The organism is Streptococcus cristatus (assembly GCF_003943535.1).
Taxonomy (GTDB): domain Bacteria; phylum Bacillota; class Bacilli; order Lactobacillales; family Streptococcaceae; genus Streptococcus; species Streptococcus cristatus_L.
Genome location: NZ_RJPU01000002.1, coordinates 340421 through 354774 on the forward strand (window position 1 = coordinate 340421; position 14354 = coordinate 354774).

The 14354-nt window shown below is 42.4% G+C and carries 11 protein-coding genes; 9 read left to right on the top strand and 2 right to left on the bottom strand.

Going from position 1 to position 14354, the window contains the following annotated elements; all coding sequences use genetic code 11:
- The first annotated feature begins 62 nt into the window (after nucleotides 1-62).
- The 7 genes from D8790_RS04900 (at nucleotide 63) to D8790_RS04930 (ending at nucleotide 9287) form a co-directional block, all read left to right on the top strand.
- Nucleotides 63-2507: a CAP domain-containing protein gene (locus tag D8790_RS04900; RefSeq protein ID WP_125387781.1), complete on the top strand. Its 2445-nt coding sequence runs from the start codon at nucleotides 63-65 to the stop codon at nucleotides 2505-2507.
- A gap of 195 nt (nucleotides 2508-2702) precedes the next feature.
- Entirely contained in the window at nucleotides 2703-3797 is a 1095-nt protein-coding gene (gene hemH, locus D8790_RS04905) for a ferrochelatase (RefSeq protein ID WP_125387782.1), read from the top strand.
- A gap of 111 nt (nucleotides 3798-3908) precedes the next feature.
- Nucleotides 3909-5744 carry an excinuclease ABC subunit UvrC gene (gene uvrC / locus D8790_RS04910; protein WP_125387783.1) on the top strand — a complete coding sequence of 612 codons (1836 nt, stop codon included), beginning with the start codon at nucleotides 3909-3911 and terminating at the stop codon, nucleotides 5742-5744.
- A 320-nt stretch (nucleotides 5745-6064) separates the two neighbouring features.
- The gene (locus D8790_RS04915) at nucleotides 6065-6670 is read left to right on the top strand and encodes a nitroreductase family protein (protein ID WP_125387784.1); all 606 of its coding nucleotides are present in this window, start codon (nucleotides 6065-6067) and stop codon (nucleotides 6668-6670) included.
- 75 nt (nucleotides 6671-6745) lie between these two features.
- Nucleotides 6746-8146 (top strand): dipeptidase PepV, encoded by a 1401-nt coding sequence (gene pepV, locus D8790_RS04920; protein ID WP_125387785.1) that lies wholly within the window; start codon nucleotides 6746-6748, stop codon nucleotides 8144-8146.
- Between the two features lie 55 nt (nucleotides 8147-8201).
- Entirely contained in the window at nucleotides 8202-8786 is a 585-nt protein-coding gene (locus tag D8790_RS04925) for a uracil-DNA glycosylase family protein (RefSeq protein WP_125387924.1), read from the top strand.
- A 12-nt stretch (nucleotides 8787-8798) separates the two neighbouring features.
- On the top strand, nucleotides 8799-9287 hold the full coding sequence (locus tag D8790_RS04930; protein ID WP_125387786.1) for a prolyl-tRNA synthetase associated domain-containing protein: 489 nt from the start codon (nucleotides 8799-8801) through the stop codon (nucleotides 9285-9287).
- 158 nt (nucleotides 9288-9445) lie between these two features.
- Here D8790_RS04930 and D8790_RS04935 read toward each other — a convergent pair whose 3' ends face one another.
- Nucleotides 9446-9865, bottom strand: a complete 420-nt coding sequence (locus tag D8790_RS04935; protein WP_125387787.1) for a DUF6556 family protein — start codon at nucleotides 9863-9865, stop codon at nucleotides 9446-9448.
- 172 nt (nucleotides 9866-10037) lie between these two features.
- Entirely contained in the window at nucleotides 10038-12665 is a 2628-nt protein-coding gene (gene ppdK, locus D8790_RS04940; protein WP_125387788.1) for a pyruvate, phosphate dikinase, read from the bottom strand.
- A gap of 184 nt (nucleotides 12666-12849) precedes the next feature.
- Here ppdK and D8790_RS04945 point away from each other — a divergent pair, with 184 nt between their 5' ends.
- Nucleotides 12850-13485 carry a CBS domain-containing protein gene (locus D8790_RS04945; RefSeq protein ID WP_125387789.1) on the top strand — a complete coding sequence of 212 codons (636 nt, stop codon included), beginning with the start codon at nucleotides 12850-12852 and terminating at the stop codon, nucleotides 13483-13485.
- Between the two features lie 5 nt (nucleotides 13486-13490).
- Nucleotides 13491-14321 carry a pyruvate, water dikinase regulatory protein gene (locus tag D8790_RS04950; RefSeq protein WP_125387790.1) on the top strand — a complete coding sequence of 277 codons (831 nt, stop codon included), beginning with the start codon at nucleotides 13491-13493 and terminating at the stop codon, nucleotides 14319-14321.
- Nucleotides 14322-14354: the final 33 nt, after the last annotated feature.

Sequence of the window (14354 nt, forward strand, 5' to 3'; positions counted from 1 at the left end):
TGTTAGTATTATAGCATAGGACTGATTGTAAATGATACATGTGCTATTAGAAGGAGATGTCTATGGACAAGAAAATTGGTAAATCCGTTGTAGCAACTGGCATTGCAGCGACAACGATTATTTCTGGTGCGCTCAGCCATCAGGTAAAAGCGGATGAACTCGTTGAGTCAACGGCTACGAAACCAAAGGCAACAGCAGTTACCGAGAAACCAATTACGACAGCGGATGTAGCAGAAGCGAAGGAAAAAGCGGATGCTGCCAAGAAAAATGTAAATCAGCAACAAGAGCAAACTAAGAAAGCTGAAGCAGACCTTGAAGGAGCTAAAACTGCAGTTTCAGAGGCTCAAGAGAAAGTGGCTACAGCTACTGAAAATGAAAAAGCAGCAACTGAAGAAAACATTTCTCAAGCAGAGACCAATGTTAAAAAAGCTGAAGAAGAAGTAACAGCAAAATCAGAAACTGTCAAAGAAGCAGAAACTACTGTACAAGAAGCAAGTCAAGCAGTTAAAGACCAAGAAAATACAATAGCTGGTCAACAATCATTGGTAGATGTGGCAGAATCTGAACTAAACAAAGCCAAAGAACCAGTTCATGCAGAAACTGCTGCTGTAGAAACTGCTAAAAATCAGGAAAATCAAGCTCAGACAGCTGTGGAGCATGCTAAAAATGAACTAGCAAAAGCAGACCAAGCAGCAAATGCTGCGCCACAAAATCAAGCAGAAATCCAAAACAAAATCAATCAAACTCAGGCTAAGTTAGAGCAGACCAAGCAATTGATTGCTGCAACAAATACAGAGTTGGTGCATGAACAGAAAAATGCAAGTACAGCACCGGTTGATTTACGAAATACGACCTATTCGCAATTCTTAGAGAATCTTCGAGATAATTCGAATAATGAAGTCGTAAGAAATGCTGCAGTTGATGCTTTGGCTCTTTACAAACGTGGTCAGAATGAATTTAAGATCACGGTTGGTTCAGATTCATCTAGCCCAGCCAGCTTGGAAAATAACTTGCAGGCTTTGGAATTGGTTAAGGCTATCAATGCTTACCGTCGTAATGCGGGTCTCCCAGAGCTTTTGGTGGATCCATATGCTAATGTTGCCAGCCAAATTCAGACCTTGTACTTTGAGAAGGAAAATTGGCACATGGGCAAGCTGATTGGCAATGAAAACGTAGCTATTAGCTTCGATCCTCAAGGTGCGGTTAATTTCTGGCATAGTGAAAAAGCCTTGTATCAGAAGATTGCTGCTCAATACGGCTTGCCAACTGATGAAAGACAACTGGATGCCAATGATATTTATATGAAGGTAGGGCCTAACGTCTTTGCGCAAATCGGTCACTATGTCCAAATGATGGATAACAAGGCCAATGCTATTTCTGCTGCCTATGACACTCATCCAAATCAGTTTGGAACTCCACACGGAACTTCAGAAGTTGGATTCCATAATGTTCGTAATTTCAATCAAAGAGTCAATAATGGCACATTGCTAACAGTTGAAGCGATGGAGAAACTTCTCCGCAGCGGCGGCAGTCGTGGAGCTGCTTCAAGTGCCAATGTGACAGCCTTGAAGAATCGTTTGGCAGAGTTGCAAGCGCAAAAAGTTAGCCAAGAGTCTAGCCTGAATCTTTTAAACAATCAGTTGACAGATTCGTACAAGGCACAGAAAGATCGTGCGGCTGCTGTTGTAAAAGCTAGACAGAATCTTGAAGCTGCTGAGAAAGCCTTAGCTCTGACTCAACAAAACTTGTCAGATAAAAAGGCTGCTTTGAAATCAGCGACAGCAAGAATCGCGTCTGCCCTTTCTCCATATCAAGCCAAATTGCAAAAAGCTCAGGCAACCTTAGTAGAGGCCAAGAATCAGCTCGCAGCTTTGAAGACGGCTGAGGAAAACAAGAATAAGGCACTAGAAGCAGCTAAAGCTGAATTGGTCGCTGCTCAAAATCGTGTAGCAGCGGCTCAGAAGAAAGTTGCAGATCTCAAAACAGCTCCACAACAATTGGAAAGTGCTAAGCAAGATTTGGCTGCAGCAGAGGCTGACCTGAAGGCTAAACAACTTGTTGCTGAAACTGAGAATGCAAAATTAGTTGATTTGCAAACAGTCTACAATGAATTGCTAGCAAATTACAATTATTTGCTAGATCTGCTTCCAAAAGAAGTGCGCCAAGCCCTAGCATCGGCCACTACAACTACTTATCAAGCAAATGGTGGACTTAATTTTGCAGCAGCAGGTGCAGGTAGTCAAACGCTTCTGACTTCGAATGCAAATTCAGCTTCTCAAGATGAGAAGGATGCATCGGTTGAAACATTGGCTAACGTAGCTACTCAAGCTCAGCCAAAAACTGATAATAATACTAATGCTCCAGCGACTCCTAAAGCTTCGCCTAGCCAGTCAGTTGTCCTTCCTAATACAGGAACGGAAGCGGAACAATTAGCCTTCCTTGGAATGACTCTCGGTGCAGCTCTTCTCGCAGGTGCAGTGAAACATCGCCGCAGAAAAGCTTTATAGTATATAACAGTGAAGTGAGTATTACAGCTCACTTCATTTTTTATTGGTGAATTAGTTTGATTGAATTAAATTTAGGAAGAGAAGTTTTTGTGATTCAAATAATTCTTAAATTTGGTTAGAAAACATTCCTTTTATCTGCTTTTCAGGGGATATCATGTTATAATAGCAGAGGATTTTATACAAAAAGAGGGACTTATGACTAAAAAAGCTATTCTAATGATGACCTTTGGATCGCCAGAGGGCTATACTTTTGAGGATATTGCAGAATTTTTCACGAATATCCGTCGTGGCGTGCGACCTACTGATCAGGAGATTCAGCACCTTCATGATAATTATCAGCGTATTGGTGGCAGCCCCCTGCAACGCATCACGCGGGCAGAAGTTGAGCTGGTGAAGGAAGCTTTAAAAGGAGAGTATGCTGTCTATTTTGCTAATAAATTTTCTCGCCCCTTTATTCCAGATGTTATTAGGCAGATGGAGGATGACGGGATTGAGGAATGTATCTGCTTGATTTTAGAACCGCATTATTCTTTTTACTCTGTCATGGGGTATGAAAAATTTATTACGAGCCAGACAATTAAATTCCATATTATCAAAGAATGGTATCAGGCTGAGGACTTGCTTCGTTTTTGGGAGGAAGAAATCAGGAAAATCTTGCAAACGCAAGTCAAAGATGAAAGTTTTAAGGTCATTTTCTCAGCTCACAGTGTGCCAGTTTTAGCCCTTGATTTTGAAGATCCATATATTGATCAGATTATTGAAAACTCACAGTTGATTGCACATCGGCTGGGCCTTGCTCCATATGAGTATACCAATACCTGGCAGAGCGAAAGCGATATTGGATTGCCGTGGATCAAGCCAGATGTTTTAGAATATCTCCGAGATCAAACGAACCATCCGCAACATTATATCTTTGTCCCAATCAGTTTCATCAGCGAACATATCGAGGTACTGTTTGATAATGATGTGGAGTGTCAGGAATTGTGCCAAGAACTCGGTGTGGTTTATCATCGTCCACCAATGCCTAACACAGACTCCCGTTTGATTGCTGCATTATTAGCAACTATTCGTCAGCATGAAACAGAAGAGCTTCGATACATGCATCCAGAAGAAACAACCTTTGACGAATTGGCCCCTTCAGAAGAAAGTAATCAAATCTTAAGCGAAACAGAAGAACTTCAAATGCCTGAATTTGTCAAAAAGTTGATAGAGAAAAAGGGCAGAGAAAATGTCAAAATGCCTTATTTTATAAAGAAAATGTTAGAAAAAAGGGCGCGAGAAACAAAGTAAGTCTAGCCTAGGAATAAACATTTGCAACGAGGAATGATCATGAATTGTTAGGAAAGTGCATGTTCTAGGAAAATGAAAAATTTCTATTGAAAAGATAGGGTTTTGGAAAATATGTCTACAAACAAGCTAATTCAATCCAAGCTGGAACTGTTGCCGACCAGTCCCGGCTGTTACATTCACAAGGACAAAAACGGTACCATTATCTATGTCGGCAAGGCTAAAAATCTGCGCAATCGGGTCCGTTCTTATTTCCGTGGCAGCCACGATACCAAGACGGAGGCTCTGGTTTCAGAGATTGAGGATTTTGAGTTTATTGTCACTGAGTCTAATATCGAGGCTTTACTCCTAGAAATTAATCTAATCAAGGAAAATAAGCCCAAGTACAATATCATGCTCAAGGACGATAAGTCCTATCCTTTTATTAAGATTACCAACGAAGTCTATCCGCGTCTGATTATCACGCGCCAAGTCAAAAAGGATGGCGGTCTTTATTTTGGTCCTTATCCAGATGTCGGTGCAGCCAATGAAATCAAGCGCCTGCTCGATCGCATTTTTACATTCAAAAAATGTACCAATCCACCTGCAAAAGTTTGTTTTTATTATCACTTGGGGCAATGTGAAGCCCATACGATTTGCAAGCGGGATAGCCAGTATTTCAAGAACATGGCTCAGGAAGTGTCGGATTTTCTCAAGGGACAGGACGATAAGATTATCGATGAGCTCCGTGATAAGATGAATAAAACAGCTGCAGCCATGGAGTTTGAGCGAGCGGCTGAATACCGTGACCTGATTCAGGCTATTGGAACCTTACGTACCAAGCAGAGGGTCATGGCTAAGGATTTGCAGAATCGTGATGTTTTTGGCTATTATGTGGACAAGGGTTGGATGTGTGTGCAGGTCTTCTTTGTGCGCCAGGGCAAGTTGATTGAGCGTGATGTCAATCTTTTCCCCTATTATAATGATCCCGACGAGGATTTCCTGACCTATATTGGCCAGTTTTACCAAGAAAAATCTCATCTCAAGCCAAATGAAATCTTGATTCCAGCGGATATTGATGAAGAAGCCGTCCGAGCCGTGGTGGATACCAAAGTAGTCAAGCCTCAGCGAGGCGAAAAGAAACAGCTGGTCAATCTGGCTATTAAGAATGCTCGGGTCAGCCTCCAGCAGAAATTTGACCTTTTGGAGAAATCCGTTGAGAAAACGCAGGGCGCTATAGAAAATCTAGGGAAGCTCCTCAATATTCCGACACCCGTTCGGATTGAGTCTTTCGATAACTCCAACATCATGGGGACCAGTCCCGTCTCAGCTATGGTGGTCTTTGTCAATGGTAAGCCTAGCAAGAAGGATTACCGCAAATATAAGATCAAGACTGTGGTAGGGCCGGACGACTACGCTAGCATGCGAGAGGTCATCAAGCGTCGCTATAGTCGGGTCATTCGTGACGGGCTGACGCCACCAGATCTGATTGTCATTGACGGTGGACAAGGCCAGGTCAATATCGCTAAAGACGTTATCCAGAACCAGTTGGGGCTTGATATTCCTATCGCTGGACTGCAAAAAAATGACAAGCACCAGACCCATGAATTGCTCTTTGGTGATCCTCTGCAAGTCGTCGAATTATCTCGTAATTCTCAGGAATTTTTCCTCCTCCAGCGCATCCAAGATGAGGTGCACCGCTTTGCCATTACCTTCCACCGTCAGCTTCGTTCTAAGAATTCCTTCTCATCGCAACTCGATGGCATCGAAGGTTTGGGGCCAAAACGCAAGCAAAATCTCATGAAGCATTTCAAATCACTGACCAAGATTAAAGAAGCCAGTGTCGATGAAATCGTCGAAGTGGGCGTACCGCGAGCAGTGGCAGAAGCTGTGCAGGCAAAACTCAATCAAACAGAGCCAGCTCGTCCTTTGTTAGAAGTGGCGGAGCCTTTGGTAGGGTTGGATAGTTAATATATAAAGCAAGACCGTGTAAACGGTCTTTTGTGGCATAATTGGAAAGAAGTGAACCAAAATGGAGAGTCAATTATGATTTCTATAGAAAAGTCAAATCAGTCTGAAGTTGAAAAAATTTGCTTTATTGCGTAAAGATTTTACAAATAGGAATGTAATGATGACACAATTTGAAGATAAATTTATGGATGTTCAGGCTAGTATGATTTCATTAGCATTGGAATAGAAAATAAGGATGCACAACTTCATGAAAAACCTCTGCAAGCTCTTTCAATTTGTGGTAAAATAAGAGTAACAGAAATTAGAAAAGGAAACCAATTATGAAATTTCTTGAATTAAACAAAAAGCGTCATGCAACTAAGCATTTCAATGACAAACCGGTAGATCCTAAGGATGTCCGTACAGCTATTGAAATTGCGACCTTGGCACCAAGTGCTCATAATAGTCAGCCTTGGAAGTTTGTAGTGGTGCGTGAGCGAAATGAAGCTTTAGCGGGTATTACCTTTGGCTCTAACCAAGATCAAATCAAGGAAGCTCCAGTGACAATTGCCCTCTTTACAGATACGGATTTGGCTAAGCGGGCGCGCAAGATCGCGCGTGTCGCTGGGGTAAAAAATTTTTCTGATGAGCAGCTTCAATTTTATATGCAAAATTTGCCAGCTGAGTTTGCTCGCTATAATGACCAACAAAAGAGTGATTACTTGGCCCTTAATGCGGGTTTGGTCGCTATGAACCTCGTTTTGGCCTTGACTGACCAAGGTATTGGCTCAAATATCATCCTAGGATTTGATAAATCAAAAGTCAACCAAGTTTTGGAGATTGATGAGCGTTTCCGTCCAGAACTCTTGATTACTGTTGGTTATACAGATGACAAGCTAGAACCTAGCTATCGGTTACCAGTTGATGAGATTATCGAAAAGCGTTAATAAAGTAAAAAACAGAAATCGTAATTTAATTCAAAATATTCATTTTAAATCAAAGTGTTTTATAGAGGTGAGAAAATGACAATTGATTTTAAAGCAGAAGTTGAAAAACGTAGAGAAGCTCTGTTGGCGGACTTGTTCAGCCTTTTAGAAATTAATTCAGAGCGGGATGATTCTAAGGCAGACAAGGAACATCCTTTTGGACCTGGTCCTGTAAAGGCCTTGCATAAATTCTTGGAAATTGCTGAACGTGATGGTTACCCGACTCAAAATGTGGACAATTATGCTGGTCACTTTACTTTTGGGGAAGGAGAAGAAGAACTGGGTATCTTTGCCCATATGGATGTGGTACCTGCTGGAAGTGGTTGGGATACAGACCCTTATACACCGACGATTAAGGATGGCCGTCTCTATGCTCGTGGTTCTAGTGATGACAAGGGACCAACTATGGCATGTTACTACGGTTTGAAAGTCATCAAAGAATTGGGCTTGCCGGTTTCTAAGCGCGTGCGCTTTGTGGTGGGGACAGATGAAGAGTCTGGCTGGAAAGACATGGAGTATTACTTTGCTCATGTAGGCCTGCCTGAGCCTGATTTCGGCTTCTCACCAGATGCTGAGTTTCCAATTATCAATGGTGAAAAAGGAAATATCACAGAGTACCTGCATTTTGCTGGTGAAAATGCTGGCGCAGCACGCCTGCATAGCTTTACTGGTGGCTTGCGGGAGAACATGGTGCCTGAGTCCGGCACAGCTGTCTTGTCAGGTCATTTGCCAAATCTAGTTGATAAATTGGAGCAGTTTGCTAAGGAAAATGGACTAGACTTCACATATGAAGAACTTGCTAATAGCCAAGTCACTGTGACCATTATCGGTAAGTCTGCGCACGGTGCTTCTCCTCAGTCTGGTGTCAATGGTGCAACTTATTTAGCCAAATTCCTAACGCAGTTTGACTTTGCTGGCCCTGCTAAGGATTATCTAGATGTGGCTGGAAATATTCTCCTAAATGACCATGAGGGTGAGAACTTGAAGATTGCTCATGTGGATGAGAAGATGGGAGCTCTGTCAATGAATGCGGGCGTTTTCCGCTTTGACGAAAATAAGGCTGATAATACAATTGCCCTCAATATTCGCTATCCTGAGGGAACTAGTCCAGAAACCATTCAAAATGTTTTAGAGCAGTTGCCAGTAACCAAAGTGACCTTGTCTGAGCATGGACATACTCCTCACTATGTACCGATGGAAGATCCGTTGGTGCAGACCTTGCTGGCTGTTTATGAAAAACAAACTGGACTGAAAGGTCATGAGCAAGTTATCGGTGGTGGTACCTTTGGACGCCTCTTGAAACGTGGTGTTGCTTATGGCGCGATGTTCCCAGACTATATCGACACTATGCACCAAGCCAATGAATTTATCGATGTAGAAGATCTCTTTCGCGCGGCTGCAATTTATGCTGAAGCCATTTACGAATTGATCAAATAAAATAAGAACTCATTTGGCTATGCCAGGTGAGTTTCTTTTCAAGGGAGGAAATATGATGCAGACAATAGAAGATATTACCAAGGCCATTATAGCTGACCCACAGAATAAAGCTTTCACAGAACAGGGTATCAGACCACTTTTTGCGGCGCCTAAGAATGCTCGGATTAATATTGTTGGCCAGGCACCGGGGCTGAAAACCCAGCAGGCGGGGCTTTACTGGAAGGACAAGAGTGGCGACCGACTGAGAGAATGGCTGGGTGTTGATGAGGAAACTTTCTATCAGTCTGGATATTTTGCGGTTCTGCCCATGGATTTTTATTTCCCTGGGCATGGTAAGTCTGGAGATTTACCGCCTCGCAAGGGCTTTGCTGAGAAATGGCATAAGCCGATTTTAGAGCTCTTACCAGATATTGAGTTGACTATCTTGATTGGTCAGTATGCACAGAAATACTATCTGCATCAAAAAGGTACAGTCAAGCTGACCGAGACGGTCCAGCATTATCAAGACTACCTACCCGACTTTTTTCCCTTGGTACATCCATCGCCCCGCAACCAAATTTGGATGGCGAAAAATCCTTGGTTTGAGGCAGAAGTGGTGCCAGAATTGCAAGCATTGGTACAAAAGATTATTCATCAATAAAGGAGGAAATCTATGGATGCTTATCAACAAGTGGCTAACAAGTTGCAAGAGTTGGGGATCCCCTTTGATGTGGTGGAGCACCCACCTGCATTTACCACAGAGCAAGCCGACTCCTATATCGAAGGAATCGAGGGGGTTCGGACTAAGACCATGTTTTTGACCAATAAGAAGAAAACTCAATATTATCTGTTGATTATGGATGATCAAAAGAGTCTAGATATGGACTTGTTTAAAGACTTGGTCTCAGCCAACCGCATTCGCATGGCTTCAGCGGATTCTCTCTTTGAAAAAATGCAGCTACCACCAGGAACGGTATCGCCTTTTGGCCTTCTGAATAATCCTGAGCGGGATATTCAAGTTTATTTTGATAAGGACATTGTATCAGAGGATATCATGACTTTCCATCCCAATACCAATGAAAAGACGATTTTTCTCGCAACCCAAGATCTTTTTAAGTTCTTGACTCATCTGGGCTATGATTATCAAATTTTGGAACTTTGATTTCTGGAAAAGCTGTGGGGCTTCTTGGCCTTGCAGCATTTTTCTTGACACAAAAACGTTAGGAAAATTATTATTCTTCTCAAAGAGCAAGAGAAGGAGAGAAATAGAAAAAAGCCTGAGTAAAATTCAGGCTTTCTTGGATAGATTGAATAAAGTTTTTAGTTGGATGCTTGAGTGCTGGACTCTGTTGTTGTATGCTGGTCTTGGCTTGTCGAACTGCTGTCAGTGGAAGGAGTTGTATGGCTCGTATTTGCTTCTGCGCTTGAGGAGCTTGATGATGTTTCGGTCTCAGTAGCAGCTGAAGTTTCTGTTGGAGTCGAGCTAACAGATGTAGACTCTTTTTCTACCTCTTTGATGATGGTAGTAGTCGTAGTCGAGTTGCCTGTATCAGTTTTTGATTTTGAGTCATTGTTGTTCATAAGGTTCATGATGGTAAAGCAAGCAATGACGATTGAAAGAAGACTGGCAATTGTAGCAATAGTCTTTTGTAGGGCGGAAAAGCCAGTTTTAATATGCTGACTAGCTGGTTTTCGATTTGAAGTGCTGTTATTTTTTTCTTTGCGAGAATAGTTTTTCATGTAAAAGTCGCTCCTTTTCGTTCTTAATTTATTATACGTCTTTTATTTAGAAAAGTCTTCCAAAAATCTGAATTTTTTAAATGAAAACGCACACAATAGAATGAAGAACAACAGCTCCAAAAGGCGGAGAGATAAGCCTCTTAGAGCTGTTGGTTTTATCAAAATGTTAGAGCTACTTTGGAGTTGTTTCAGAGGCAGGGGCAGCTTGGGCTACAGCTAGCCGAGCTGCTGGGACTCGATAAGGGGAGCAGGAGATATAAGTGACTCCGATTTCTTGTAAGAAAGGAATGGAAGCTGGATCACCACCAACTTCGCCACAAACTCCGATGGACAAGGTTGGATCTACTTGGCGAGCTTTTTCAATGGCCAATTTCATCAATTGGCCGACACCTTCCTGGTCAAGGCTTTGGAATGGATCTTGGGTGAGCAACTTTTTCTCTTTATAGTCGTTGAGGAATTTTCCGATATCATCCCTTGAAAAGCCAAAAGTCATCTGGGTCAAGTCATTGGTTCCAAAGCTGAAGAAGTCCGCTTCCTGAGCCAGCTGATCAGCAATGAAGCAGGCTCTCGGCAGTTCGATCATGGTACCAATGTCATATGGGAATGGAGAGCATTGATGCTTTTTGAAAATCCATTCGATATGCTTGATGAGCAGCTCTTTAAGATAGATAAGCTCTGATTTTGTAGCAATCAACGGAATCATAATTTCAGGACGCACTGGATTTCCTTCTTGCTGCAGTCGAATGGCGCTGCTAAAGATAGCTTCTATTTGCATCTTATAGATATCTGGCAAGGTAATTCCCAAGCGACAGCCGCGATGGCCAAGCATAGGATTTGTTTCTTGCAATTGTGTGATTTTTCTTTCTAGTTGACTAGCTTTTTTATTGAGCTTTTCAGCCAGCAGGGCAATTTCCAGATGGTCTTTCGGGAGAAATTCGTGCATAGGGGGATCCAGTAGACGGACAATCATGGGTTTTTCACCAACAGTCTGGAACATCTGATAGAAGTCTTCTGCTTGGTAATCAAGGAGATGGGCAAGTGCCTCCCGTCTTTCTATCTCGTTTTCGGCCAGAATTAATTTCCTCATTTGCAGGATTCTTTCCTCACCGAAAAACATATGCTCGGTTCTTGCCAGTCCGATGCCTTGCGCTCCGAAGCTAATAGCGGTTTGCAAATCTTGAATCGTTTCAGCATTGGCGCGGACTGAGAGCTTAGCTACTTCATCAGCCCAAGTCAGCAAGAGCTGCAGATCCTGATCTTTTTCTACAGAGACAGTCGGGATTTGACCCAGATAAAGAAAACCAGTCCGACCATCTACGGATAGAATATCTCCTTCATTGAGCAAGATATCTCGGCACTGGATGGTTTTGCTGTCCTCTTGGACAAGTAGATCTCCACATCCTGCGACACAGCAGGTTCCCATCCCTCGAGCTACAACTGCTGCGTGTGAGGTCATTCCACCTTGGCTAGTGACGATTGCTTGGCTGACAATCATTCCTTCTATGTCTTCGGGAGAAGTTTCTTGCCGGACCAGCACAACTTTTTCGCCAGCTTCATGTAGTTCTTTGGCTCGCTTGGCAGTGAAGACAATTTTTCCTGTTGCAGCACCGGGACTGGCTGGCAATCCTTGCGCTAAAATTGTCGCTTGCTGGAGCTTATTTTCATCAAAGACGGGGTGAATCAGCTGATTGATATGAGCAGGGCTAATCCGACGAATGGCCTCGCACTTGTCTATCTTGCCTTCTTCTACTAATTGCAGAGCGATTTTCAAAGCAGCCTTGACTGTTCGCTTACCATTACGGGTTTGCAGGATATAGAGCTTGCCCTTTTCGATTGTAAATTCGATATCTTGCATATCTTTATAGTGATCTTCAAGTATGTGGGCATATTCTTGAAAAGCAGCATAGGCTTCTGGCATCTTTTCTTGCAGATGTTGAATGGGATCGGGCGTGCGAATACCGGCCACGACATCCTCTCCTTGGGCATTTAAAAGAAATTCGCCAAAGAGGCCTTTTTGACCTGTTGCTGGATTTCGAGTGAAGACCACTCCAGTCCCACTTTCTTGATCAAAGTTGCCAAAGACCATGACTTGAATATTAACGGCAGTTCCTAAATCTTCTGGAATCTGATTGAGCTTGCGATAGACTTGGGCGCGTGGATTATTCCAAGAGCGAAAAACAGCTTTGATAGCAGCGAAGAGTTGTTCCTTAGGATTTTGAGGAAAAGTCTGATAATGCTCGCGATACAGCTGCTTGTACTGATCAATGAGAGCTTGGTGCTCTTCCAAACTAAAGTCGTTGGCAGTCTTACCAGCATTCTTTTCAAAATAGGAGAGCAACTGATCGAAGTCTTCTTTTGGAATTTGGAAAACGACATCTGCATACATCTGGAGCAGCCTGCGATAGCAATTATAGGCAAAAGCCATATTGGTTTTGGAAGCCAAGGTTTGGGTTCGCAGGTCATTCAATCCTAAGTTTAAAATCGTATCCATCATGCCAGGCATAGAAAACTTAGCACCGCTGCGAACAGAGACTAGCAGTTGCTCCTCTTCGTTCCCTGAGAAGTATTGGCCAGTTTTTTGCTCTAGTTCAGAAATAGCCTGCAAAACATTCTCGCTTAATGTTTCTTCAAAAAAGGAAGGCTTACTTAAAAACTGAATACAGGCTTCCGTCGTAATAGTGAATCCTGGCGGAACTGGCAAACCTAAATTGGTCATTTCAGCCAGATTGGCACCTTTACCACCCAAAAGAGCATTTTGCTCGGCTCGTCCTTCCTCAAAGGAATAAATCCATTTCGTCATATCTTACCTCCAAATAGACAAAAATGTGTCATATATATATCGTTTATATTCTAATATACATCACATATATTTGTCAATGGAAAAGATCGTTATATTTCATTGATATAAGATAAAAATATGATATAATATGACAGAAAAAGATGAAAAATAAAGTATTCTATCTCTAAAAAGGAGACATATTGCATTGGAATTATCAGCACGCCAAAAGCAGATTGTTGACATTGTCAAGAAAGAGCAGCCAGTCAGCGGGGAAAAGATTTCAGAACTGATGGAAATTTCTAGAGCAACCTTGCGCTCGGACCTGTCCTTTTTGACGCTGGTTGGCATTTTAAAAGCGACGCCAAAGGTTGGCTATACTTATTCAGGGAATGATTTAGAGACCTTATTTTTCTTTGACACTTTTCGCAAGAAAGCGGAAGATATTATGGTTTCTCCAGTTTTGGTGCCTCAAGAAACTTTCATCCAGGATGCGGTGATAAGGCTCTTTATGTATGACGCGGATGTTCTTTATGTCATTGATGAAAAGAAGCTACTCTTAGGAATTGTCTCGCGCAAGGATTTGCTACGAGCGGCTTTATCCAGTAGTATCGGAACAACGCCTATTGCAGTTTGTATGACGCGGATGCCTCATCTTAGAACCTGCCATAAGGATATGAATATACTAGAGGTGGCCGCTCTTTTGCAGGATTTTGCCATTGACTCCCTGCCTGTGGTAGAGAAAGATAATGAGCGCAAGATTTTAGGAACGGTGACTAAGACAGCTCTGCTGGACTATATCATTCAGGAAGCGCGCCAAGCGGAAGTAAAGAGACAGGAGTAGTGACAATGAGGAAAGAAATTATTGTATATAGCATTTCAGATTCTTTAGGAGGAACCTCGCAGCGACTCTTGTCTGCTGTAAGTGCGCAGTATCCAGATTTGACATTTAATAATAGCTACCGTTTTCCTTTTATAGACAAGGAGCAAGAATTGCTGGAAATTTTGCAAGATGCTTTAAAAGATGATGCCTTGGTCATCAGTACCTTGGTAAATGGAGAATTAGCTAAGCTGGCTAGAGAATTTAGTCAAAACCACAAGCTGGCCTACATTGATCTCATGCACCCTTTCTTTGAAATCATAGGAGAAAAGACTGGGATTAGCCCGATTGAGATACCAGGAACCTTGCACCGTTTGGATACGGAATATTTTAATAAAATATCAGCGATTGAGTTTGCTGTAAAGCATGATGATGGCAAATCTCCGCAGGGATTTTTGGAGTCGGATCTAGTTCTACTGGGAGTTTCACGGACTTCAAAAACTCCTCTCAGCATTTTTTTGGCTAATAAGGGCTACAAAGTTTCCAATTTACCTTTGATTCCAGAAGTTCCGCTTCCTCAAGTTTTAGACAAGGTGGACAAGCGTAGGATGATCGGTCTGGTCTGTGAGCCAGAAAAATTAGTCAAAATTCGTAGCAACCGCCTCAATTCGTTGGGGCTGTCCCACTCGACCAGCTACACAGATTTGGAGAAGATTTATCAGGAATTAGACTATTCCAAAGAAGTCTTTAGAAAATATCAGATAGAGGTCATCAATATTACAGATAAATCAATTGAAGAGACAGCTTTCCTGATTGAGGATTATTTAAAAAAATTAGATATGATTGGCGAGGCGAAGTAATCGTGTTCAGGGCCGGTTCCTAAATTTATCAGG